21 protein-coding genes and 1 pseudogene are annotated in these 23976 nt (G+C 43.2%); 4 read left to right on the top strand and 18 right to left on the bottom strand.

Annotated elements, in window-relative coordinates; all coding sequences use genetic code 11:
• Nucleotides 1-139 precede the first annotated feature (139 nt).
• Nucleotides 140-532, bottom strand: a complete 393-nt coding sequence (locus OCW38_RS06010; protein WP_004733388.1) for a hypothetical protein — start codon at nt 530-532, stop codon at nt 140-142.
• Nucleotides 533-752: 220 nt separating this feature from the next.
• Here OCW38_RS06010 and OCW38_RS06005 point away from each other — a divergent pair, with 220 nt between their 5' ends.
• On the top strand, nt 753-1553 hold the full coding sequence (locus OCW38_RS06005; protein WP_261895420.1) for a DUF2982 domain-containing protein: 801 nt from the start codon (nt 753-755) through the stop codon (nt 1551-1553).
• A gap of 123 nt (nt 1554-1676) precedes the next feature.
• On the opposite strand, the gene OCW38_RS06000 is transcribed toward OCW38_RS06005, so the two are convergent.
• The 15 genes from OCW38_RS06000 to nrfB all read right to left on the bottom strand — a co-directional run bounded on the left by OCW38_RS06000 (nt 1677) and on the right by nrfB (nt 16587).
• Nucleotides 1677-2330 carry an MBL fold metallo-hydrolase gene (locus OCW38_RS06000; protein WP_261895418.1) on the bottom strand — a complete coding sequence of 218 codons (654 nt, stop codon included), beginning with the start codon at nt 2328-2330 and terminating at the stop codon, nt 1677-1679.
• Nucleotides 2331-2429: 99 nt separating this feature from the next.
• Nucleotides 2430-2978 carry a YcbK family protein gene (locus OCW38_RS05995; protein WP_010438161.1) on the bottom strand — a complete coding sequence of 183 codons (549 nt, stop codon included), beginning with the start codon at nt 2976-2978 and terminating at the stop codon, nt 2430-2432.
• A 199-nt stretch (nt 2979-3177) separates the two neighbouring features.
• Nucleotides 3178-4716 (bottom strand): L,D-transpeptidase family protein, encoded by a 1539-nt coding sequence (locus OCW38_RS05990; RefSeq protein ID WP_261895415.1) that lies wholly within the window; start codon nt 4714-4716, stop codon nt 3178-3180.
• Nucleotides 4717-4797: 81 nt separating this feature from the next.
• Nucleotides 4798-5886, bottom strand: a complete 1089-nt coding sequence (locus OCW38_RS05985) for a DUF1513 domain-containing protein (protein ID WP_261895413.1) — start codon at nt 5884-5886, stop codon at nt 4798-4800.
• Nucleotides 5876-6937, bottom strand: a complete 1062-nt coding sequence (locus tag OCW38_RS05980; protein WP_261895411.1) for an imelysin family protein — start codon at nt 6935-6937, stop codon at nt 5876-5878. The genes OCW38_RS05985 and OCW38_RS05980 overlap by 11 nt, the downstream gene beginning before the upstream one ends.
• A gap of 141 nt (nt 6938-7078) precedes the next feature.
• Nucleotides 7079-8467: a di-heme oxidoreductase family protein gene (locus OCW38_RS05975; RefSeq protein ID WP_261895409.1), complete on the bottom strand. Its 1389-nt coding sequence runs from the start codon at nt 8465-8467 to the stop codon at nt 7079-7081.
• 269 nt (nt 8468-8736) lie between these two features.
• Nucleotides 8737-9996 (bottom strand): imelysin family protein, encoded by a 1260-nt coding sequence (locus OCW38_RS05970; RefSeq protein ID WP_016769290.1) that lies wholly within the window; start codon nt 9994-9996, stop codon nt 8737-8739.
• Between the two features lie 176 nt (nt 9997-10172).
• Nucleotides 10173-10769 (bottom strand): GTP cyclohydrolase II, encoded by a 597-nt coding sequence (locus tag OCW38_RS05965; protein ID WP_009848836.1) that lies wholly within the window; start codon nt 10767-10769, stop codon nt 10173-10175.
• Nucleotides 10770-11017: 248 nt separating this feature from the next.
• Nucleotides 11018-11194, bottom strand: a complete 177-nt coding sequence (locus OCW38_RS05960; protein WP_010438149.1) for a hypothetical protein — start codon at nt 11192-11194, stop codon at nt 11018-11020.
• Between the two features lie 89 nt (nt 11195-11283).
• Nucleotides 11284-11724: a heme lyase NrfEFG subunit NrfF gene (gene nrfF / locus OCW38_RS05955; RefSeq protein ID WP_016788537.1), complete on the bottom strand. Its 441-nt coding sequence runs from the start codon at nt 11722-11724 to the stop codon at nt 11284-11286.
• Nucleotides 11721-12275, bottom strand: coding sequence for a DsbE family thiol:disulfide interchange protein (locus OCW38_RS05950; RefSeq protein ID WP_010438146.1), 555 nt, complete (start codon nt 12273-12275; stop codon nt 11721-11723). The genes nrfF and OCW38_RS05950 overlap by 4 nt, the downstream gene beginning before the upstream one ends.
• Nucleotides 12256-14178, bottom strand: a complete 1923-nt coding sequence (locus tag OCW38_RS05945; protein WP_261895405.1) for a heme lyase CcmF/NrfE family subunit — start codon at nt 14176-14178, stop codon at nt 12256-12258. Before OCW38_RS05945 ends, OCW38_RS05950 begins: the two co-directional genes overlap by 20 nt.
• Before the next feature lie 157 nt (nt 14179-14335).
• Nucleotides 14336-15310, bottom strand: coding sequence for a cytochrome c nitrite reductase subunit NrfD (gene nrfD / locus OCW38_RS05940; RefSeq protein ID WP_010438140.1), 975 nt, complete (start codon nt 15308-15310; stop codon nt 14336-14338).
• Nucleotides 15311-15312: 2 nt separating this feature from the next.
• Nucleotides 15313-15999, bottom strand: coding sequence for a cytochrome c nitrite reductase Fe-S protein (nrfC, locus tag OCW38_RS05935; RefSeq protein ID WP_261895403.1), 687 nt, complete (start codon nt 15997-15999; stop codon nt 15313-15315).
• Nucleotides 16000-16002: 3 nt separating this feature from the next.
• Nucleotides 16003-16587, bottom strand: a complete 585-nt coding sequence (gene nrfB, locus OCW38_RS05930; RefSeq protein WP_010438133.1) for a cytochrome c nitrite reductase pentaheme subunit — start codon at nt 16585-16587, stop codon at nt 16003-16005.
• 481 nt (nt 16588-17068) lie between these two features.
• Between nrfB and nrfA the strand changes: the two are divergent.
• Both nrfA and OCW38_RS05920 read left to right on the top strand, forming a co-directional pair.
• Nucleotides 17069-18499, top strand: a pseudogene (gene nrfA / locus OCW38_RS05925) (ammonia-forming nitrite reductase cytochrome c552 subunit).
• A gap of 145 nt (nt 18500-18644) precedes the next feature.
• Nucleotides 18645-18989 (top strand): rhodanese-like domain-containing protein, encoded by a 345-nt coding sequence (locus tag OCW38_RS05920; protein WP_010438127.1) that lies wholly within the window; start codon nt 18645-18647, stop codon nt 18987-18989.
• A 105-nt stretch (nt 18990-19094) separates the two neighbouring features.
• On the opposite strand, the gene OCW38_RS05915 is transcribed toward OCW38_RS05920, so the two are convergent.
• Entirely contained in the window at nt 19095-19724 is a 630-nt protein-coding gene (locus tag OCW38_RS05915) for a TPR domain-containing protein (RefSeq protein ID WP_010438125.1), read from the bottom strand.
• Nucleotides 19725-19961: 237 nt separating this feature from the next.
• Nucleotides 19962-22649 (bottom strand): DNA gyrase subunit A, encoded by a 2688-nt coding sequence (gyrA, locus tag OCW38_RS05910; RefSeq protein ID WP_010438123.1) that lies wholly within the window; start codon nt 22647-22649, stop codon nt 19962-19964.
• Nucleotides 22650-22907: 258 nt separating this feature from the next.
• Here gyrA and ubiG point away from each other — a divergent pair, with 258 nt between their 5' ends.
• Nucleotides 22908-23651, top strand: a complete 744-nt coding sequence (ubiG, locus tag OCW38_RS05905; RefSeq protein WP_248370500.1) for a bifunctional 2-polyprenyl-6-hydroxyphenol methylase/3-demethylubiquinol 3-O-methyltransferase UbiG — start codon at nt 22908-22910, stop codon at nt 23649-23651.
• Nucleotides 23652-23976 lie beyond the last annotated feature (325 nt).

Below are 23976 nucleotides of genomic sequence, written 5' to 3'. Positions count from 1 at the left end.
AGGCTAGGGAATCGCTTTCGCAGGACAATAGATTGGAAATGAAGTGGCAAAACTGGGGTTGGCATTATTTGCTAGATACAAAAAAAGCCTCGAAAATCGAGGCTTAAAAACTTAACGAAGCGAATGTAATCCCACAGGATTAGATAGCTTTGTAGATAACCTTGTTACCTGCTAGCTGCTCTTTCGCTACTAGGTTTTCTTCAAGAAGTTTTTTCAATGCGCCTGTTGCCCATGAAGCTGCTTTCGCGTCTTCTTGACCAGCTGCTAGGCCGATACCTTTAGGGTTAATACCTTCAGCATTGCTAACAACGATGTCTAGAACTTGTTGTTGCTTAGGAGTCAGTGCTACTGCAACTTCTTTCGTTGCTGCTACTGCTTTCTCTACCGCTGGTTTTGCTGCTACAGTTTTTTCTGCTACAACTTTCTCTGCGACAGGCTTCGCTTTTTTCGGCGTTGCCACTGCTTTAACTACAGCCGCTTTAGTGCGTTTCTGCAGTTTAGCCTGCACCTTACGCTTATGAGCAAGTCTCATTGAATATTTCTCCAGTTCACTGCTCTTTTCGCAGTGGTGAAAATTTGAAGCGCGATTTATACCAAAAAACAGGAGCTATTTGTAGAGTGAAGCGCCGAAAGTCGACGAAAAATACCGATATTGTCTATTAGCGTCTATTATTTAAACATCGACTTATCAATTCAGGGTCATATACACTGGTTATCCATCCAGACAAAAATATGAAAACTTGGTGTTGCCTATGGACACTCGTCACCTTACAAACTTCTCTTTGCCTTCATTCACACGCTCGTATCGAATTATCGCCGTCATTTTGGGGTTCGTTTGCTTGATCACTGCGTTATACAGCGACAACCCAAAGCTACTGATCGTGGGGGCATTTTGCATTATTGCGCTTTTGGGTACAGGCTATTATTTAATGTTGCGCAGCAGAGTCATGCTCACGCTCACCCCCACTCACTTTCAGCAGCATTTCTACAAGGGGGGTTGGGTTTTAAAATGGCGCAACATCCAAAAAATTGGCCTTTGTACTTATGAACAAGAAGGCTGGCACCAACCTTTACCTTGGGTCGGTATTAAAATTAAAGATTACTCACCCTACCTTGACTCTATCTGCCCAAAAATTACTTGTGAGTTATTGCTGAGCCAACGAGCACTTTTATACCTGGGCGCTAAACAAGCGGGTAAAGAGTCAAACTTTGAAGATATGGTTCTCGACTCATCGCATTACCATGCACGTCGTACTGAGAACGGTTGTGTTGGACAGAGCAGACATAAAGAGTCGCAAAATTCAGACGACGTTTGTTTCAACGATAGTCAAAAGCAGGGCAACTTGGATACATCTGATGATAGAAATAATAAAGAAACGGTGATTAAGGACTATTCTGGATTACAGGCGATGCTTGCCAATAGGATGAAGTACCAAAGGGGTTTCCACGGTTATGATATTTTCATATCAACTCAAGATTTGAATATGAGTGGGGAAGAGTTCATTGGATTAGCTCGACGTTACTTGGCTGCTGCTGAGCGCTTTTCTGATTAAAGCGAAGACGTTTAGAATAAACGAACACGCATTGAATTAAAAAAGCTTAGCGTTCAAACAAAAGCTAAGCTTCATTTCAATCAACCGCAACACGAATGATCGGCGTGCTAATCACAGACTTAATTAATATAGTGGCATTTCATCGGCTACGAATGGGTTTGATGCGCGCTCACGACCAAATGTAGACTCAGGACCATGACCCGGTACAAATGTCACATCACTGCCTAATGGCCAAAGCTTAGTCTTGATTGAAGCAATCAGCGTATTGAAATCGCCTTGAGGGAAGTCAGTTCGGCCAATTGCGCCATTGAACAACACATCACCCACAAACGCTAAACGAGCTTGCCCACTGAATAGCACGACGTGACCCGGTGTATGACCCGGAGTATGGATCACATCAATCACTTGGTTACCAAAAGTGACTTTGTCACCCTCTTCTAACCATGTGTTTGGTTCAAAAGCTTTGCACAGTGGGAAACCAAACATTTGACTTTGGTTCTCTAAACCTTGAAGCCAAAAGTTGTCCGCCTTATGTGGACCAACAATGTTCACCTTCAAGATTTCAGCAAGTGGTACTGTTCCACCTACATGGTCTAGGTGACCGTGAGTCAATACCAAGTTCACCACTTTAACACCTAACTCTTCGATGATAGCAGCCAGTTGCTGAACATCACCACCCGGATCGACAACGATGCCTTCCATTGTCTCATCACACCACACAATTGAGCAGTTTTGAGAGAAAGAGGTAACAGGAACAACTTGATACTTAAGAGACATATACAAACCTTAGAGGGCAAACTGAAATTTGGGCAAACTATGACATTGGATGTCTACTTTGACAAGTACCTAGCATTCGCTCGCAAATTCAGCTTAACGTTACCAACTGCGTACAGGACCTGTGTCAATATGGATAAAGTTGCTACGCGCATAATAACCGACACCACCCGCGTTCAGGCTTTTGGCTACGTCTCTTAATTCTTTTAGGTTAACGCCATCAATACGGAAATCGATCGCTTTACCCAACATGTGATAACTCTTTTTTGCGACACCATTCGAGTTTGCTCGCAGTGCTTCATTGGTCGCCGGCGAACGGTAACCAGAGATAATTTGAACTTCTTTTTGAATACCTAGAACATTTTGAATCTGAGTGATCTGGTCAAACAAATTCTTGTCCATCGGGTGAATCTCATTGCGGCGGAAGTCACGGCACAATTTGCTTAGGCGAGCCATCTCATCACCAACATAGTTCGTGCCATCAAAATAGCAGGTCTCCAACCTTTCACCAGTGTGAAGATTGTTCATGCTGATCGTTCTAGGCTGATCTGGGTATGAAGCAAAAGCGATAGAAGGTGTGATTGAGGCGACAACAGCAGTACCACCAGCGTAAGTCAGAAACTGACGGCGAGAAAATAAACTTTGAGACATACAGCAAAAAAACCAATTATATCGAACGAAAAATGCACGATACATAATGAAAATTGCTGCGTCAACGTACGAAAAGCACCCAAAACGTTAGTATTTGTAACCTTTGTGCGGTTAGTTATTGATACACATTATAATTTTATCAATAGAAGCTTGGTTGTCATTTTTCGGTCAAGATCACCATTGTTGATTTCGCCGTTTGTTAACCACCCGCTTTATCGTACTGGTAAATATCACCACGGTACTGAATGCCCTCTTCTTCAAACAATACAGTTTGATAGATAATATGCACTGGAATTCTCTTCTTGAGTCGAACCTTGGTATTAGGTGCTAAGTCACCGCCTTGATTAGGAACCTTTCTAACCTTAGTCGCAAATAGCAATTCAGCCAATTGTTCGGCATGTTCGACTCTTATACAACCTGAGCTATAAGCACGAAAGTCATCATTAAACAGGCCTTTACTTGGCGTATCATGTAGATATATCGCACGTTTATTGGGGGTGTTGAATTTATACAAACCCAATGCATTTCGAGAGCCCGCCTGTTGACGCATGCGATATGGGAACGAGTTGAAATTAATGGTTTGCCAATCAATCTCGGTGGTATCGACAGTTTCCATAGAACGCCAACCATCAATCACTTGGAAGTTATGGGTTTCAAGGTAGCTTTCATCGGCTTTCACCTTAGGCAAGATGTCTTTCACCATTATTTTCCATGGCACATTCCAAGTTGGGTTTAAGATCACCGAATCTAGATTTATCTCTAAAAGCGGTGTTTTTCGCGACTTTCTGCCCACGACGACTTTGGACTCAAATACCTCTTCACCATCTTCCCAGTACTTCATATTAAAACTAGGTACATTGACGACGATGAGAGAATCTCTATCTCTTGGCCACAAACGAACGCGCTCTGCATTCAACGCTAATGAATTCAATCGATCATCAAAACTCATGTTGATCCATTTGATCGTGTCAGGCCCTATAATCCCATCAGCTGTCAGGCCATGCATGTGTTGAAAGGACTTAATCGCTTTTTGCAAATCTCGATCGAACACTGGAAGATCAACAGCCACCATTGATGTGTCTACACCCACCAGAGCGATACGTTCTACAAGCGCTACTTTATCTGAAAGATCGTCACCTAAACGTTTCAAACCTTCCTGTCTATATCGCTCGATATTAAGCTCGGATGCAGTTTCTAACACTGAATAGGTCGCCTTGAATTGATCAAAATTCCCAACAGGCGGCGCGTAAGACAGCACCATCTCCAATAAATAATCATTGGCGACGCTGCTCTTTAATCTCATCAAAATATGAGGAGAAGGTGCAGGTAATTTGGAGTGTAGCTTGCCTGAGAAGTACCACTCTTTACCGACCAGTGGCGCATTTTCTACGTAACTCAAGTAATAAATAAAGGTATCGGTCAATAATATGTCCAACTCTTTCCATTGGCGTTGGGCTTGGTATTGACGAATTTGCTTGAGTTGACGCTCAAAGAGCGGTGCCATTTGGGCTTGTTCTAGAAGCGACAATTGGAACTCAAATGCTTTAACAAGTTCAGGAGAGTCCCAAAGAATAGGAAGAGAAGAGTCTTGATAAATACTCTGGGTTAGCTCTGGATAAATGAGCATGAAAGAGAGTTCTGAATCAGCCGGAATAAATCCGCTCTCGTCAGAACTCGTATAGCTCCACGCATGCACAGAGACTAACACCAATAATCCAAAGAAGTACTTCGCTAACATGCTTAACTCCATCACCAACAATCTCATAAGTATGGCAAAGAAATTGGAGTAAGCATGTTATTTTTTAAGGAGTTTTATAAATCAAATTGCACTCCAGTGATTATCCCACTGAATAGATGATTGCTGAATTGATTTTTCATAAGGCTTTCGTTGGCTCACCACACTACCCGCTCCAGAGCTCAATCTAAACTCACCATCAAGCAGCACAGCGCCAGAAGCATCTGATAAAGCAGATAGTTCTACGAGTTCTTTAGTGTCTTTAGACCAAATACCGTAGCAGTTTCCTCTTGGCGAGGTCGCAATAATCCAATCATCTGACGCAGCAATACTCGCGATGTAGTGATTGAACCTTGCCCATTGTTCTGGCTCCGCGTTCAGTGATTCAAATCGTCCACCTTTAGTGTGCATCGCTAAAAGTGAAGGATACTCATCGGGCTCGCCACGATATTGCTGGCCACATAGTACGGTTTCAGCGCCATCATGCGCTAAGTGTCGAATGCTCAGCTTCTTGTCCAGCAATTTAACCTGCTCAAGTAGCACGCCTTCAGGTGAAACATAGCTCAAACTCGGTTGCATCGAATCAAGGTTTTTCGGTGTTCTACCGTCAGTATGAACGCCACCAACACCGATTGCGAGGTTACCGTTAGGCATGATGATGACTTCATGAGGTCCAATGCCAAAACCGGTAAATTCTTCAACTTTACGATACCCTTGCGCGACATCGTAAACGCCAATCACACCTTGGCTGCTGTCAGTTTTACCTTCAGTGGCATACAGTAATTTGCCATCTAATGAATAAATGCCATGACCATAAAAGTGACGATTACGCCCCTTAACGACCATTTTGATTTGTTCACCCTTTTTATAGTCAAACACCATAAAATAATCACCAGGACGACGAGCAAAAACCACCGCATGTGATTGAGTTGGGCAAATAGCGACGCCATGACCACGATCGGGAATCGGCAGCTGGCTCAATGGCATCCCATATTCATCAGCCACAACGGCTGAATATTGGCCTCGTCCATTAAGCGCACAACCGATTAATTGAGGCTCATTAGATGAACTCACGACATTAGAGAGACTAGTACACCCAAATGGAAATACAGGAACCGCTGCACAACCTAGTGCAGCCTTAAGTAAACTTCTTCGTGTAGTATCAGTCACCATCGGTAGCATTAAATCCTATTACCACGCCAAGCTCTATCGCCACTTCTTCATGAATCAGGTACTTCAAACGTTCTAGTTTATTGTATTGAGTCAGTACTTCTCGGTAACCTTCTTTGCTCTGTAGCAGAGTAAACAGGCTTGATTCTGTAGGCCAAGTATCTAGCGTTAGCGTGAACTGGGCAGCAACACGATCAGCAAGATCGTTTAAGCCCTTCTCTCTCAATAAACCATCAAGACCATTACCATCTGCGAGGTAAAGCTTCTCAAGCGCAGCAACATTCGCCTTTAGCTGAATCATTGAGGTTTGTGCGCGCCACGACTCAGAGAAATATGGTCGCGGGTGGCCAATCTTAGCCATTGGGCGACTCAGCTTTTTCATGCTGTAATCAAGTTGGTTGGTCAATAAAGCGATGTATTCCGACTCCCAGCGCATCCCGTCCAGTGCTAGCCAAGGGTTAACCTGCCAGGCCTCAGCAATAGAGGTAGACTTCACAGCCAAGTTTTGTGCGATAGCTTGTGAAGATAGACAACCTGAAGCTTTGTCTTGAAGCAGTGGAGATTGCTCGTCATACAGAGACCACTCTAAGGCACCAAGTCCTTGAACAGTAACACTCTGCTGTGCGATTTCGTCTTGTGACCAAGCTTTCTCTTGCTGAGTCAGCTGACGCATTTTTAAGCCTGTGGTGTTCTTTTTGTCTGGCCAAAACTGAACATTCCAGCTCTCTTCCAGTGCCGCTATTGGGCCTCTTTCTTGACCTTGCAGTGCCATCCAGCTGTTCATCGTGAGCTGCCACTGATTTTTCAAAGCATCCAGCTCAACATTGTTGGTTTCACAGTAACCTTGCATCAAGACTTCCAGTTCACTGGCTTGCCTAGCGAATAGGACGGCTGAATCAAACTCTTGTTGGTACACGCTACGACTGATGTGAACGGTCATGTCTGCTTGATAAGAAACACCGTTAACCTCAGATGAAGCCGTTTGCTCACCCGATGATTGGCAGCCTGCCATGATTAATACCGACAAAGGCATTAACAAAAATTTATGTGTCATGCTGTTACCTTACTTCCTAGTTTTTCTTTTAATTATATGAATTCAATAAATATGAAACGACCGCTGAGCTCGTATTACTACAAGTTCAGCGGTAGTATGTTTTTGGCTAACTCGCCGTTGAGGCGCTAAGCTTAAGACTGCCTATAGCGAGTTCAAAAATGCCAGTAGTGCTTCGCGCTCAGTCGCATTCAAAGACAGAACCTTCTGTTTCGCCATCTCTGCTTCACCACCGTGCCAAAGCACCGCTTCCATAACGTTTCTTGCACGACCGTCATGAAGTAAGAAGGTGTGACCATTCACTTCTTTGGTATAACCGAGCCCCCACAATGGTGTTGTACGCCACTCTTTACCGCTTGCTAAATACTCAGGGCGATGATCCGCTAAGCCTTCACCCATATCGTGCAGCAGCATATCGGTGTATGGACTAATTAACTGATTAGATAACGCAGGCAAACCTTCACGCTCACCCGTACGAATTTCAGATTGGTGACAACTTTGGCAGCCAATATCTTTAAACAGTTTTTTACCTTGAACAACCATAGGGTTCCCAACGTTACGGCGAATAGGTACAGCCAAATGCTGTGAGTAAAACTCAACAAAATCTAGAATGTTATCGCTAACTTCTGGATCCCCCCCATTTGGAAAATCATCACAAGTTGATTGTACTGATGTGCAGTTCTCATTAGGGAACAGGCGGCTCGTTAAGCCCAAATCACCATTGAATGCCGCAGCATTTTGTTGCATCAGATTTGGCTGTCCTGCTTTCCAACCAAAACGACCTAAGGTTATTTCGTTGGTTTGAACATCCAGAACGTAGTTAGCCTTACCCGACACGCCTTGCTTATCAGCTAATTGCTGCTCAGAAAATCCAAGAATCGTTTCTTTTGAAATGCTCTCAAGCAGACCAAGGCCAATCATTGGCGGCGCAACTCGAGCAGAAAATTCAGTTTTAGGATGCATCTCGCCGAAGGCAAGATCCGTAATCTTTAAAGTAGGTTTACGTAGGGTAACGACGGTGCCGTCTTTGAATTCAACAGGAACATCCTTGTAGCTAATGTTTACTTTGCCCTCCGGTTTTACCCCTTGAAGAGCGAAATCTTGCAGCTGGCCGCCGTAGGTCGGTTCAGGAATACCACCATCACGAATAAAGGCTTGTCTTTGCTCTGGTGTTTCAGCGGGAATACTCAAGCGAACCAACATCGAAACCGCGTTCTCATCACCTTTTTCAGGTGCATGACCACGGCCATCTTTGATGTGACAATTTTGACAGCCGTTTGTGTTAAATAGTGGGCCAAGGCCATCGCGTGCATCAGTCGATGACGGAGCGGGTACCCAAGGGTTTCTAAAGAAGCTATTACCTACACTGAAATCTAAGCGTTTACTCATTGGTAAATTGGCAGCAGGAAGAGAAAAAGCATTCGCTCCCTCTTTCTTTACGGTAGTTTTACCACCAGAGTAGGTTTCATGGGCGTGTAATGGAGATAAGAAAAACAGTGCGGTTAATAGTGAGGCTGATAGATACGACTTCATACATTGCCTTGCTGTGTTTTGATTTTAGTTTTTATTAGGGAATAACTTTCTTGAGTAGCAAACAATTAAGGGCTCAATGAGAGCCCCTACATTGGTTCTATACCAATCACAGTAAGTGATCAGAAATAGCGTAAGAAAAAGGCTTGAGAACAAGGCGTGATTTCTGATAAGTAGTTATTCTACAATCAAAAATTACAACGCAGTTATCGAGCGTTTTAACTAGCTAGGCTGACCAGTTATTTACTACGATTGGTATTAACCTCGGGTTCTTAGAACTCGTGATCAGCCGTGTCTGGGTTTAGGCTATCAATGCCAATAACACCAGCAGCGCGTTCGATTGCAGCGGTTTGAGATACTAGCGCAACAATTGTTTTGTTCACTAATGCGTTACCCGCAGCGTTGTCGGCAGCGATTAGCTGATCGAAATGCTGGTTGTTTTTCTCTGCAGACGTTACTAATTCACCTACTTGTGCACGTGCTAAGTCAAACTGCTTTTGGATCTCTTTCGCAGCTTGCTCATCTTTTTGCTCTACTAGGTCAAACAGGCTTGGACCTGAAAGTAGAGTACCGTCTTCACGCTTGTATAGGCCCGTGTAAACGTTGTAGATGCCTTGCTCGTTGTAGTAGTGAGAGTTGTGAGTGTTATCAGAGAAACAATCGTGCTCGTCTTCAGTAGAGTTAGCTTCTAAAGCCACCTTCATACGCTCACCCGCTAGCTCACCTAGAGATAGTGAGCCCATTCCAAATAGCATTTTACGCAAACCGTTTTCGCTAGATTCAGCAAGAAGTTCTTGACGGTAGTTGCCTTTCTCGCCTTCAGCCCACTGCTTTTCCATCCACTCTAGATCTTGGATAAGGAGTTCAGCTGATGCTTTTAGGTATGCGCCACGACGGTCACAGTTGCCGTTTGTACATTCAGCACCAACAACAAAATCAGTATAAGCACGCTGACCTGCACCGCTGTTTGTGCCGTTCAAATCTTGCCCCCAAAGCAGGAATTCAATTGCGTGATAACCAGACGCTACGTTTGCTTCAGAACCACCGATCTCGTTAAGGTCTGCAATTAGCTCAGGAGTGATGTTCGTTGCATCAACGGTAGTCTGACCAATTTGGAAAGTCTTGTTCGCAACGATGTTTGCGCTTGCGCCTTCGTTACCAAGTTCATATTGGTAATCCGAAGATACGTAATCGATCAAACCTTCATCAAGTGGCCATGCGTTTAATTGACCTTCCCAATCATCAACAACAGCGTTACCGAATCGGAATACTTCTGATTGCTGGTAAGGTACGCGAGACTCAAGCCAAGCTTGTTTTACTTGTTCGAAATTGCCAGCAGAAGGAGAAGCTAAGAAGGTATCAATAGAAGAATTCAACGCTTTTGCTGTAATTACTGAATCAGCGAACACCGCATGAGCAATATCTGCGTAGTGTTCTACAACTTGATCTTGAGTTACTGCAGCGAAAGTAGAAGCCGAGGCAAAAATGAGTGACGAAGTTACCGCTTTTGTCACTAAAGATTTAATGGTCATGAAGCATCCTTGTTGAGCTTTAAATTATTATTCGTAGTAATAGTGCAAACCATTATCATTTACACTACGGATTTGAATAATACAAACTTACAATTTTATTGCAAGATAAATACAAAAAAACCTCACATGAGTGAGGTCTTTAAACATTTTTGTGTTAGACGCAACAAGTCAATGGATTAGATATCCAGGTTGTGCTTACCGTGTGAGACTTTCGCCTTCAGATAGCTTTCGTTACCTGATTTGATATGAGCAGACGTGTTCACTACTTCTTCAATTTCAATACCAAAAGATTTCAATTCATTGATTTTCTTAGGGTTATTGGTCACCAAGCGGATTTTGGTCGTACCTAAAGCACGTAGCATTTCAGCTGCTTCAGTAAAATCGCGTAAGTCATCACCAAAACCTAAGTGGTTGTTGGCCTCGTAGGTGTTCATACCTTCACTTTGAAGGCGGTATGCATCGATTTTGTTGTACAAACCAATACCGCGGCCTTCTTGACGAAGATAAAGAATCACTCCGCCCGTTTCGCCCATAATTCTTATAGTTTCGTCTAGCTGCTCGCCACAGTCACAGCGAGAAGAATGGAATACATCACCAGTAAGACACTCAGAGTGCATACGAACAAGAGGTATGTCTTGTGTCTTATCTGCTGACTTAAATATCACAGCAACATGCTCTTTATCTGTTTTCAACCCATGAAAAGACAGAAGTTCAGCATCAATGCTGCTTGTTACCCCTACTTTGAAATCTATTCTGGCACGTACTTCCGCCATAGCTATACTCACTTGAAAATTCTATGTATTTAACAACACTACGCTATATGTCTAGGCAATATTTTGTAGCGAACTATCTAATGATAGACACTATGAGGCTGTTAACAATTTTTTTCAAGGTCGACCACCCACAAATTGTTATATTATAACAATTATTTTTCAAGCAACAAAAAAACCCACATTGGGATGACCAACATGGGGTTATAAATTTATCTGGTGCGGCTAAGGCGATACTTTTTACAGCACGATCAACTTACTTGGGTTTGCTTCCAGATGACAAGCTGCACCCAAGCATTCTCAAGTTCAGTCAGTTCTTCCTGCGTAAGCGTAGAAATGCTCGATTTAGCACTGTATTTTTTTGCCCATTTGTCAGATCGGACATGAGTATAGAACTCTTTCTTTAAATTTGAGATTACGTTGTCCACAGATACATCCTTATATAACAGTGCTTAGCCTTTATAATCCTTTAATGTTACAAAATACAGGTCAATTCGTAAACAGTAATACATAATTTTTATGAGCTCTTTCTAACGCTTTTTATTGATAAATATATAAATAGAAAAAAAAGAACACTTGGCATCAACCAGAGCAATAAGTTAGAGGTGTTCATTGCTGGTTTATAAAGCACAAATTCACCAAACCTTTCCGTCATATATTGAGTAATTTCATTATTACTATGCCCTGCTTTCACCATATTGAACACAATAAGGCGTAAGTCTTTTGCTATCGGTGAGTTGGATTCAATCAGATTTTGGTTTTGACATTGTGGACAGCGTAACGTTTTCGCCAAGCTGATAGCACGTTGCTGTTGTTCTGGGTTTTCAAACTCAAACAGTTCAACTTGAATACTCGTATCTTTATTACTGGCAGTAAACAACTCTTCAGCCATGGTAGGAAGGCTAATCACTACAAGAGCTGACAGCATAAACAACGTTTGTATTAGAGACTTCATCATCCATTCACACCATCAAAATACATCGCAAGTTCATCTTTCCATACCGTTTCATTAATCACGCCCAATAGCTTTTTAATGATCTGGCCATTGGCATCGACTAGATACGTTTCAGGGGTTCCAATTACGCCCAACTCTAGCGCCAGTTTACCTTGAGGATCACTGATCACTACTGAGTACGGATTGCCGTCGCTCAATAACACATTGATCGCTGTCCCTGAATTATCCCGATAATTTAGCCCAACAATTGGAATGCCTTTCTTTCGCAACTCGGTCAGAAAAGCATGTTCCGTTTTACAAATACCGCACCATGAAGCCCATACATTGACCAGTTGGTAAGGATGCTGTGTGACATCAGCGAGCGTAATTTCCTGCTGACCACTGACGCTTTCACTATTCACTAACGCAGTAGATATGAATTCTGGAAATGCCCTTTTTTGCTCTGAAACGCTGGTCGTTTGTTGCTTACTGTCAAGCGCAAAGACAAATCCCAACACCACTATTAATGCCAAGACAATGAGAGTAATTAGCTTGTTACGAACGCTGGTATGCATACTGTGCAGCCTTATCAGTTTTCTTTTTACGATGAGTCAATGAGAGTAAAGCGCCGATAATGGAGAACAACCCGCCAAACCAGATCCAGCGCGCATACGCCTTGTATTGAACACGAAATGCATAGGCTGCTGAGTCTATTTTCTCGCCCATGGTGATATACACATCGCCATGCCAGAACCATTTCATTGCGGGCTCGCTCATGTTCATCACTCGAACTTGGTAATGTCTTCTTTCAGGTGTAATGGACAAACTTTGCTCGCCAGTTTCTAGCTTAAGTATCGCCTTCTCTGCGGTAAAATTTGAGGCGACATAAAGCTCAGTATCCCGATGAGAAAGCGTCCAACCCATGAACTCTACTTGTGTACCTGGGCTTAGTTTATAGCTGCGCTCAAACGAGTGGTAACTGTTCATTGCAGCGCCTATAGCCAAGACCGCAATACCAACATGAGCAAATGTCATCACCCAGACTTTGCGTTGGAACTTGGAACTGCGCGTTACCGCTAAGCCATAAACATGAGTAAGTAAAACCCAAAATGCGAGTGACCATGTCATCAAAACCATCACTTGTCGTTGGACTTGTTCCACTTGCCATGAATAACAAACGTAACCCAATGCCAACGACAACACAGCTAACAATAAAATAACACCTTTGGTTGCTTGAGGTTTAACGCTCAACAATGGGGCTAAACCAATCACACCAAGTGCGAGCAAAGCCAAAGGCGCAATCAGTAGGTTAAAGTAAGGCGCACCTACCGATATGTTCCCTAACCCAAGCAGTTCAAAGATCATTGGATAAAACGTACCAAACACCACAACTGTCGTTGCCAAAACAAAAATGAGCACGGCGACTAAACTCAAAAAGCTCTTACTGGCGAAACTCGTAATCGGACTTGATTCAAAAGACTCCTCTCTGATGATAAGCAGAGAAAATGAACTCACCAGCACCAGCACTAATATAAGTAGTAGTGCGATACCTTTGGTTGGGTCAACTGCAAAAGCGTGTACCGATGTAAGTACGCCAGAACGAACAATAAACGTGCCTAAGATACTCAAGCAAAATGTAATGAAAGCAAGGCTAAGAGACCACTTAAGAAGCTGTTGCTTACCCTTGGCAACGCCTAGACTATGCAGTAAAGCTGTCGAAGTAAGCCATGGCAGCAAGCTGGCATTCTCAACCGGATCCCAGAACCACCAGCCGCCCCAGCCTAATTCGTAATACGCCCACCAAGAGCCAAGAATGATCCCTGCAGTTAAAAAGATCCACGCAACAAGACACCAACTTCGGCAATGGACAACCCAATCAAATTCTATTGGATCAACCAGCAAAGCAGCAACTGCAAATGCCAGCACCACAGAAAAGCCTACATAGCCAAGGTAAAGCAATGGCGGGTGAAAAATCAGACCAACATCTTGCAACATTGGGTTAAGGTCACGCCCTTCTAGCGGCAAGATCGAATTCATTTCAAACGGATTTGATGCGAATAACGTGAACCAAGCAAATATCGCGAGCAGTAGGTTCATCACCCACAGCACTCGGCTTTGGTATTCATTCGAATAGTGTTTTTGTAAGGCGATCACGCCAGACCAGACGCTGATCGTCAGTACCCAAAACAACAAGGAACCTTCATGTCCTGCCCATACGGCCGCAAGCTTAAAAAATGAGGGTAATTGGGTATTTGAATGTTCAGCGACATAGAGAATAGAGAAGTCATCACTGACAAAGGCATAGCCAAGCAATGCGACAGAAGTGAGAGAAAAAAATGCACTTGAAAGAGAGAAACTACGGATTAAGCCTAGATTTTGCGCCCGTTTATTTAGCATTTGATAAAACGAATGCACGCCAATAAGGCTACTGAGCACAGCAACCAACACTAAACTAAACAGCCCCAAAGAACCGACCATATCACCTCAATAAGACTCTACCGGAGCAGAGCCAAGTTAAACCGTTATTCGCTTTTATTGACCAACTAGCTCCTGTTACTCAACTAGCTTCTGTTGCTCAACGAAACGGTATCTAGTGAGCAGATGTCAATTGTCCAACATCCACTCACTAACAAACTTAAGCGAGCGTTAATTGCCCTGCGTAAAGAACAAAAGTTCGCAGCATTAATACGCCCATTAGACTTAGCGAAGTCACGGAGAAAATATACACCGAGCTATGGCGAATTGAAGTTGGTGTCACTGCATTCAACAACAATGGTAAAACCATGCCAACACCGATGACGCCGTACCAGAACCAGTTCGCCCAGAATCCACTGCCGATTGCGTTCCAGACTGCTTGCTCACTTTGACCACCAGCGAAGATCAGCCCAGTAAAGAAAGTAATAAGAACAAACAACTCAAACATCACGACCGGGCGTTCGAATCCGTGGATCCATGAAATACTCGGGCTATGAGGTGATTCTTTAAAGACCAACACACCAAATAAAATACACGCCGCCGCACCCGAAGATAAACTCGAGAACAAGAACAAGATCGGCAGTACTGGGTTATTCAATAGTGGGAAGGTATTTAAAGCTGACAGCAAGAAGCCCGTATAAGCAGCAAGCATCAATGCGAGAACCGCTAGGAATATTTCCAAAGCATTCTCAACCACCTCTAATTTGCCAATCCAGTTACCGACAAAATCGAGTCGTCCTTTTAACCATGCTTGGTCATTCAAGAACACGACAATTTGATCTCGGAATATAATGCCGATCCAAAGGAATAGGATCACCATATACACTTGGAATAAGATCACACCCATCGACATCACTGACGTTGGGTTATAGAAGATCATGATCTTCCAAAAGGATAACGGTTTTGTCAGGTGGAAAACCAAGATAAGCAGACCTGAAATGATCCCAAATGGCGCAAGAAAAGCCGTGGCCTTTAGCACACCATTATGAGCAGGATCGCCTTCAATGACCTTACGTTTTAGGTAAATGGAGATCATTACGGCACCCGCCGACATCCCCGCGAGAAATAGATAGATTGCTATAATCCAGTCCCATACCACCGTACCAGACTGAAAAGCTGCGTCCCATGCACTCATAATCAAATCTCCCCTTTTTGGTGTGGCACTTTATAGAGTTTTGGTTGAGTGCCTAGATAGGCTTTATCTCTGTAAACCACCTCGGATTGAAGTACTCGGTTTATCTCACTCTTAGGGTCATTCAAATCACCGAATGTCAGCGCTTTGGTTGGGCAAGATTCGACACAAGCCGGCAACTTCCCTTGTGCTAAATTAGTGTCTCGACAGAAGTTACACTTATCTGCGGACTTGTTTTCTGGATGGAAAAAGCGCACTTGGTATGGGCAAGCCAATAGACAATAACCACAACCGACGCACTTCTCTTGATGCACATCGACAATGCCCGTTTTTTCATCTTTGTAGGCCGCGCCTGTTGGGCAAACCATCACACAAGGTGCGTTATCACAATGCTGGCAAGAGTTACGAGTAAAACGGTAATCAACATTGGGATATTCGCCTTGGGGATCACTCTTAATAATTTCTAAGCGCGATACACCTTCAGGTACTTTGTTTACTTCACGACATGCTTCGGTACAGGCGGTACAACCAATACAAGCGGTTTCGTCATGAATCATTCCATAACGTTTAGTGCCATCTTCTTGAACATTAGCTAGCGTCTTGCGACTTGTTACCGCCGCAGTTCCCGCTACACCTGTGGTAAAAATAACGGCACCCGCGCCTGCTAAAAAGTTTCTTCTTGAGCAACTCATAGATTACTCCTCTTCTTTCTTCTGGTTGAAGTCTGAATGGCAATCCACACACAGCTTGATGGTTTGCTTCTTATCTAAGCCCAACACCTTTGCTTCAGTCGCATGAACATCATGGCAGTTTGAACACGTTAAGTTTTGCGCGTGAACATCGTGAGTCCAACTCGCTTCGCGGAGATCATCAGGTTGGTGACAATCGATACATTGGCTATTGGCATCTAGGATTAATTTAGGGTCTAAGAAAACCTTCTCGGTTCCAGGTTGTGATTGAGCCTCACGATACTTCACCACTTTAGGTGCACCTTCACGGTGATCGGGGCTAATAGAACTATGACAGTCGGTACAATTTACTTCGCGGCCAAGCAAAGCGTGTGCACTTTCACCATGTGAACCCAATACCGTTTCTTTTGAATCTTTATGGCATTGAACACACTTGTAGTCTTTGTCGCGGATTAATTCGACTTCATGTCTTGTTGATTCTCCTACTGGCGTAACAGCAGGCTCAGCAACAGCATGAATGGAATAACCATAGAGGCAGAATGCTAGAAGGGATTTAAGCATTATGACTATGGCCAATTTAATATTGCCCATTTTATCCTTTCCTTATACCGGCATTATTTAACTCTCAACTAAATAATATTCCGGTTAAACAAAAGTACCCTTAAACGATATTATTACCGCTTAAATGATATCAATTCTTATTTTGGATAAGCCACAACGCTTTCTATTGTTAGAATATACCTCTAATTGGGTAACATGAAATTTCGACAGGTTAATTTGTGAACGCAATCACCCTATTTACATCATGGTCAATTTAGGTAATTGTTTGTTATATATGATAATAATTCTCAGTTAAATTCTAATCAATCTAACTTTAAATACCACTTTAGGGTTATATAAACTTCAGCGTGATTAAGGTCACTGTCATAAATTGATCTGAGACAATCTATATCCAACACGTAACAAAATGTGTTCAGTTATGAATTAATATAAACAGGAATTCTCCAGTTCTTAATTTGAATAGCAAACTCACAACGCTTGGTATAAAAATCAGTATATTGGAGATATCACTGTGAAAAAGCATTGGATACGTAATTCGGTCACAGCACTATTAATGGTTAGCGCATCACTAGCAAGCGCGACCAGTTTTGCTGCGCCTGAACAAAAAGAAATTGGCGATCCTCGTAACGACCAGTTCGAGCAAAATCACCCAGATCAATATCATTCATGGAGACAGACGTCAGAAAGCGAAACCATTGAAGACGCACTAAAAGAAGATCCGAACATGGTTATCATGTGGGCTGGCTACGGCTTTGCAAAAGATTACAACAAGGCTCGTGGTCACTTTTATGCGATTGACGATGTACGACAAACACTTCGTACTGGCGGACCGACGGACGAAAATTCTGGCCCTATGCCAATGGCGTGTTGGAGCTGTAAGAGCCCAGATGTAGCGCGTGTTATCGAAGAGCGTGGCGAAGATGGTTACTTCGAGGGTAAATGGGCGCGTCTTGGTAACGAGATCATTAACCCTATTGGATGTTCAGACTGTCACGATACCCAAAGCGAAGGCTTCAAAAATGGTGAGCCAGCACTGAAGGTCACTCGTCCTTATGTTGAACGTGCATTTGAAGCAATTGGTAAAAAGTTTGATGAGCAAAGCCGTTTAGACCAACAAGCTTCAGTTTGTGCCCAATGTCATGTGGAATACTACTTCACCGGGCCAACCAAAGGCGTAAAATTCCCTTGAGACCAAGGTACAACCGTCGGCGATATGGAACGTTACTATGATGCGATCAACTTTAAAGATTGGACTCATAAAGTATCGAAAGCACCAATGCTGAAAGCACAGCACCCTGGTTTCGAAACATGGCGTGAAGGTATCCACGGCAAAAATAAAGTCGTCTGTGCAGACTGTCATATGCCGAAAGTGACCAAAGAAGATGGCACTGTTTATACCGACCATAAAGTGGGTAACCCATTCGACCGCTTCGAAGATACATGTGCAAACTGTCACACTCAATCGAAAGAAACCATGCGTAACATCGTTTCAAGCCGTAAAGCACAAGTTCTGAACATGAAGCTGACTGCTGAGAAGCAAATCGTAGCCGCTCACTTTGAAGCAGGTGCGGCATGGGAAGCCGGTGCGACAGAGCAAGAGATGGAGCCTATCCTACTGGATATCCGTCACGCTCAATGGCGTTGGGACTACGCTATTGCGTCTCACGGTATTCATATGCACGCACCTGAAATCGCTCTAGAAGTACTAGGTACTGCCGTTGATCGCGCAGCGGATGCTCGAACTAAAATTGTTCGTCTACTGGCGAAGAAAGGCATCACCGATCCAATCGAAATTCCAGATATCTCGACCAAAGAAGCGGCTCAAAAAGCGCTTGGAATGGACATGGATAAGATGAACGCAGAGAAACAGCACTTCTTAGACACGGTTGTTCCTAAATGGGAAGAGCAAGCTGAAAAGCGTGAAGCCAACTACGAATACTAGTTTCTTCAAATAGACCGTTAGGTAAAAACCAGTCACACTATTGTTGTGTGGCTGGTTTTTTGTTTTAAATATTCAGTGTTGGGTTTGAAGCATTCAAATCAATACGTACTTTCCAATGACCGTTTGCTAATTCAAGGAGTCAAAAATGAAGACCTTATTTTCGCTTTTAGCATTATGCATTACACTACTCAGTTCAGGCGTTAACGCATCAGAGCGCGCAGAGACAGGGTGGGAGTTGATAGAGAAAGGTGCATTAGTCATTGATGTAAGAACACCTGCAGAGTTCGAACAAGGGCATCTAGACAACGCCATCAACTACCCTCTTTCAGAAGTAGCGACTCACTTTGCTAATATTGAGAAAGACCAACCGATCGTTTTGTATTGCCGCAGTGGTAATCGCTCAGGGCAAGCGTATCAGTTCTTGCGTGATCAAGGATTTACTCAAATCCATAACGCAGGTGGTTTAACTGAAATGATCGAAAGCCAATAGATACGGAAAATAATGATTTTAGAAATTAATCACTTTAGAGTCGAATTACTTCAAAGGTAAATAGTTTCAAAATTTATTCAGGAACAACAAGCTTATTGACCAAGCCTAGCGGATCATCTCTTTGGCTTGGTTGATCGAATGAATAATCGAAACACGATCAATGCCCTTTTGATTGGAATCGAGGATTTGAGTCCACGCATCGATCGCTTGTCGATAGCGCATACTAATGAAGTGATCGGTCGCAATCAACATTAAGGCGGTACGATCGTTTGGATCAAGCTGCATCGACTGATTTAATAGCCTCTTGACCTCATCACTCATCGCCTGGGAGCTAAGGTAATAAAGTGCAGTAGCTTTAGCAGCATAAATACCAGAAGGTGCTTGAGGATCTAATCGAATCGCATAATCGTAGCAAGTGAATGCCGCATCAAACTCCCCTTTTTGCATGTACACACCACCAAGCTTAAACCACAAATCGGATTGATTTGGGTCTTGCTCAAGGCTCTGCTGAAGCTCATCTTGGAAATCTGTTGCCGTGTAGCTATCGCTATCATCTAAAGGAAATTGAGGTAACTCTTGTTTAAGCTGAAACCAGACAAGCACACTCAAAACCACAGCGATAAGCGAAATCATCGCATTGCCTTTTAAATGACGGCCATTTTTGCTCGCGGCAATAACAAACGCGATAAAAAACAGACTCATTAATAGTAAAGCAACCAACAACCAGATATCCATTCCACATCCTTTTATTTAGCTTTATCTCCTACTCTATCGCTTTCGTTCTGCCTCGTTATTGATCAAAGTTTAGCGTTCGAGATTTAGTGCTCAAACTTTTGCATAAAAGCGACAGGTTAAGGTCTGCTCTAAGACCTAAACGAACTGATAAGAAAAATGAAATGACAGGTAATAAAAAACCGAGCACTTAGGCTCGGTTTTTTCATTGGTACTCTTAATTACTTAGTGTAATCGAGATTACTCAGTATCTTGCTCGCTATCACTCTCAGAGTCAGAAGCATCGGATGCTTGCTCTTCATTTGATTCAGAAACGACCTTTCCTTCTGCATTAACTGTTTCTGCGTTTACTGCGTCAGCATTTGCTTCTTCAGTTTCTTCGCCTTCAACAATCTCAGCTTCTTCTACTTCGTCGATACGTTGTAGACCTACAACATTCTCATCTTCAGCAGTACGGATCAGTGTTACACCTTGAGTGTTACGACCAACTTGGCTGACTTCCGCCACGCGAGTACGTACTAGTGTGCCTGCGTCGGTGATCATCATCATTTCATCGCCTTCTTCAACCTGAACAGCACCAACTACTGGGCCATTACGATCAGAGACTTTGATAGATACTACACCTTGCGTTGCACGGCCTTTCGTTGGGTATTCAGCCAACTCAGTACGCTTACCGTAACCGTTTTGAGTCACAGTTAGGATATCGCCTTCATTTGAAGGAACAATCAGTGAAACCACTTGATCGTCTTCTGGAAGCTTCATACCACGAACACCAGATGCAGTACGACCCATTGGACGTACTTTGTCCTCGTTAAAGCGAACAACTTTGCCCGATTTAGAGAACAGCATGATGTCGCTATTACCATCAGTAATATCAACGCCAATCAGTGAATCATCGTCACGTAGGTTAACTGCGATTAGGCCGTTAGCACGTACGTTTGCGAATTGATCCAGTGATGTCTTCTTAACTGTACCGTCGCCTGTTGCCATGAAGATGAATTTCTCGTTAGAGAACTCAGAGACAGGCAGGATAGCCGTAATACGCTCACCTTCTTCTAGAGGAAGAATGTTAACGATAGGCTTACCACGAGCGGTGCGGCTTGCTTGAGGCAGTTGGTAAACTTTCAGGCGGTACGTCTTACCACGAGTAGAGAAACATAAGATGTTATCGTGAGTATTAGCAACAAGCAGACGCTCAATGTAATCCTCATCTTTCATCTTAGTTGCACTCTTACCTTTACCACCACGACGCTGAGCTTCGTAGTCGCTTAGAATTTGGTACTTAACATAACCTGCGTTAGAAAGCGTTACTACAACGTCTTCTTGAGCAATCAGCTCTTCCATGTCGATGTCATGAACCGCTGCTGTGATTTCTGTACGACGAGCGTCGCCATAGATTTCACGTACCGCTTCAAGTTCTTCACGGATAACTTCCATCAAACGCTCAGTGCTTGCAAGAATGTGCATTAGCTCAGCGATTTCTTCTAGAAGCGCTTTGTACTCGTCTAGAATCTTCTCATGTTCAAGGCCAGTTAAGCGATGAAGACGAAGCTCTAGAATAGCTTGTGCTTGTGTTTCCGTTAGGAAGTATTGGCCATCGCGGATGCCGTATTGGTCTTCCAACCAATCAGGACGAGCCGCATCAGTACCTGCACGTTCAAGCATTGCTGCAACGTTACCAAGTTCCCAACCGCGAGCTACTAAACCAGCTTTTGCTTCAGCAGGCGTTGGAGCGTTACGGATAAGCTCGATGATTTCGTCAATGTTAGCAAGTGCTAGAGACAATGCTTCAAGGATGTGTGCACGGTCGCGTGCTTTCTTCAGTTCAAAGATAGTACGACGAGTCACAACTTCGCGACGGTGGTCTACAAAGCACTTAAGCATGTCTTTGATGTTGAACAACTGTGGTTGACCATTGTTCAGCGCAACCATGTTGATACCGAAAGTTGTTTGCAGTTGAGTTTGTGAGTAAAGGTTGTTCAATACAACTTCACCGACAGCGTCACGCTTACATTCAATAACAATACGCATACCATCTTTATCAGATTCGTCACGTAGAGCACTGATGCCTTCAACTTTCTTATCTTTAACCAGTTCAGCAATCTTCTCGATCAGGCGAGCTTTGTTTACTTGGTAAGGAATCTCAGTAACGATAATGGTTTCTTTACCATTTTTCTCTACTTCAATATTCGCTTTTGAACGCATGTAAACTTTACCGCGGCCAGTTTTATAAGCATCTACGATGCCTTTACGACCACTGATAAGTGCTGCTGTCGGGAAGTCAGGACCAGGGATATAGTCCATTAGCTCATCAATAGTAATATCTTCATTATTGATAAATGCTAAACAGCCATCAACAACTTCACCAAGGTTATGTGGTGGGATGTTGGTAGCCATACCTACTGCGATACCAGAAGCACCGTTTACCAATAGGTTAGGAATTTTTGTAGGAAGTACTGCTGGAATTTGTTCTGTACCATCGTAGTTCGGTACGTAGTCCACAGTTTCCTTATCAAGGTCAGCCAGGAGCTCGTGAGCAATTTTCGCCATACGAACTTCGGTATAACGCATTGCAGCCGCGGAGTCGCCATCGATAGAACCAAAGTTACCTTGGCCATCAACTAGCATGTAACGCAGTGAGAACGGTTGAGCCATACGAACAATAGTATCGTATACAGCACTATCACCATGCGGGTGGTATTTACCGATTACATCACCTACTACACGAGCAGACTTTTTATATGGTTTGTTCCAATCATTACCCAGTACATTCATCGCGAACAAAACGCGGCGGTGTACAGGTTTTAGGCCATCACGCACATCTGGAAGGGCACGACCAACGATGACGGACATCGCGTAGTCTAGGTATGAACCTCTAAGCTCATCTTCAATATTTACGGGCGTGATCTCTTTCGCTAGATCGCTCATAGAGCCATTTTCCCTCTATAGTCAGATCGTATTTTTGAATACGTATAAGACCGAAAAATATAACACAAATTTACCTACGGAGGCATCACTTTCCCTCTCCTTTTACCATCTTGTGACCCTTGTAGCCAATCAATTGATGAGAAATTGCACCTCCGCATCATATCTCGCTGAAACATGGTCACTTTACACCCAATAAGTTCGCAAAATTGTAGATCTTCTGGTCAAGGCGAAAAGGCAAGTTATAATGCCTGCAATTTCATGGATGCCGTATTTAACTTGGAAATGCCGATTATGACTAAATCACAGAATGTAGACCCAGCAGAAATCAAGAAATTTGAAGACATGGCGTCACGCTGGTGGGATCTAGAAGGCGAATTTAAGCCTCTACATCAAATCAACCCACTACGCCTAAACTACGTGCTAGAAAAAACTGAAGGTTTGTTTGGTAAGAAAGTGCTCGATGTTGGTTGCGGTGGTGGCATTTTAGCGGAAAGTATGGCAATCGAAGGTGCTGTAGTGACAGGGCTAGACATGGGCAAAGAACCACTTGAAGTGGCACGCTTGCACGCACTAGAAACTGGCACCAAGCTCGATTACATCCAAAGTACCATTGAAGACCACGCAGAAGAGAATCCACAAACTTACGACGTGGTCACTTGCATGGAAATGCTAGAGCACGTGCCTGATCCACAATCAGTGATCACCGCATGTTCAAAATTGGTCAAACCGGATGGCCACGTTTTCTTCTCTACGTTGAACCGCAATTTTAAATCTTACTTGTTTGCGATTGTTGGTGCAGAGAAGCTACTAAAGATAGTTCCTGAAGGCACTCACGAGCATGACAAGTTCATTCGCCCAGCTGAACTTATCAAGATGATTGATAATACATCTCTACAAGAACTCGGTATCACTGGGCTGCACTATAATCCACTGACAGACACTTACCGATTAGGTCGCAGTGTTGATGTCAATTACATCGTGCATACGCAAAATTTCGCTTAAAAAATATCAGCTATCCTACCGTAAAATTTTTTCTAAAAAAGACTAATGAAAAAGGTTGCAATTAACATAAGTTTGCGACTTTTTTCAGTCTAAATTTCGTGCGCTAGCTTCCATTTTGACCACCTAGATTTAAATTTAATCGCCTAAAATCCATCGCCCATTTTGCTCAAAGATCAAGGGATTTTTTTTTATAGGCGTGCAAAAATAAAGCATCATTAAAAGCCGACTTTTATACAATCAAGTCTCATCTATCTTCATCAGTTAGTGGTCACTTACAGTTTTTTTTCAATCCACCACTTATCCACAAGCAACCCAATTTCTTTAC

The organism is Vibrio cyclitrophicus, assembly GCF_024347435.1.
GTDB classification, from domain to species: domain Bacteria; phylum Pseudomonadota; class Gammaproteobacteria; order Enterobacterales; family Vibrionaceae; genus Vibrio; species Vibrio cyclitrophicus.
Note: the sequence above shows the minus strand (reverse complement) of the source record. Positions and strands in the feature narration are given on the sequence as shown.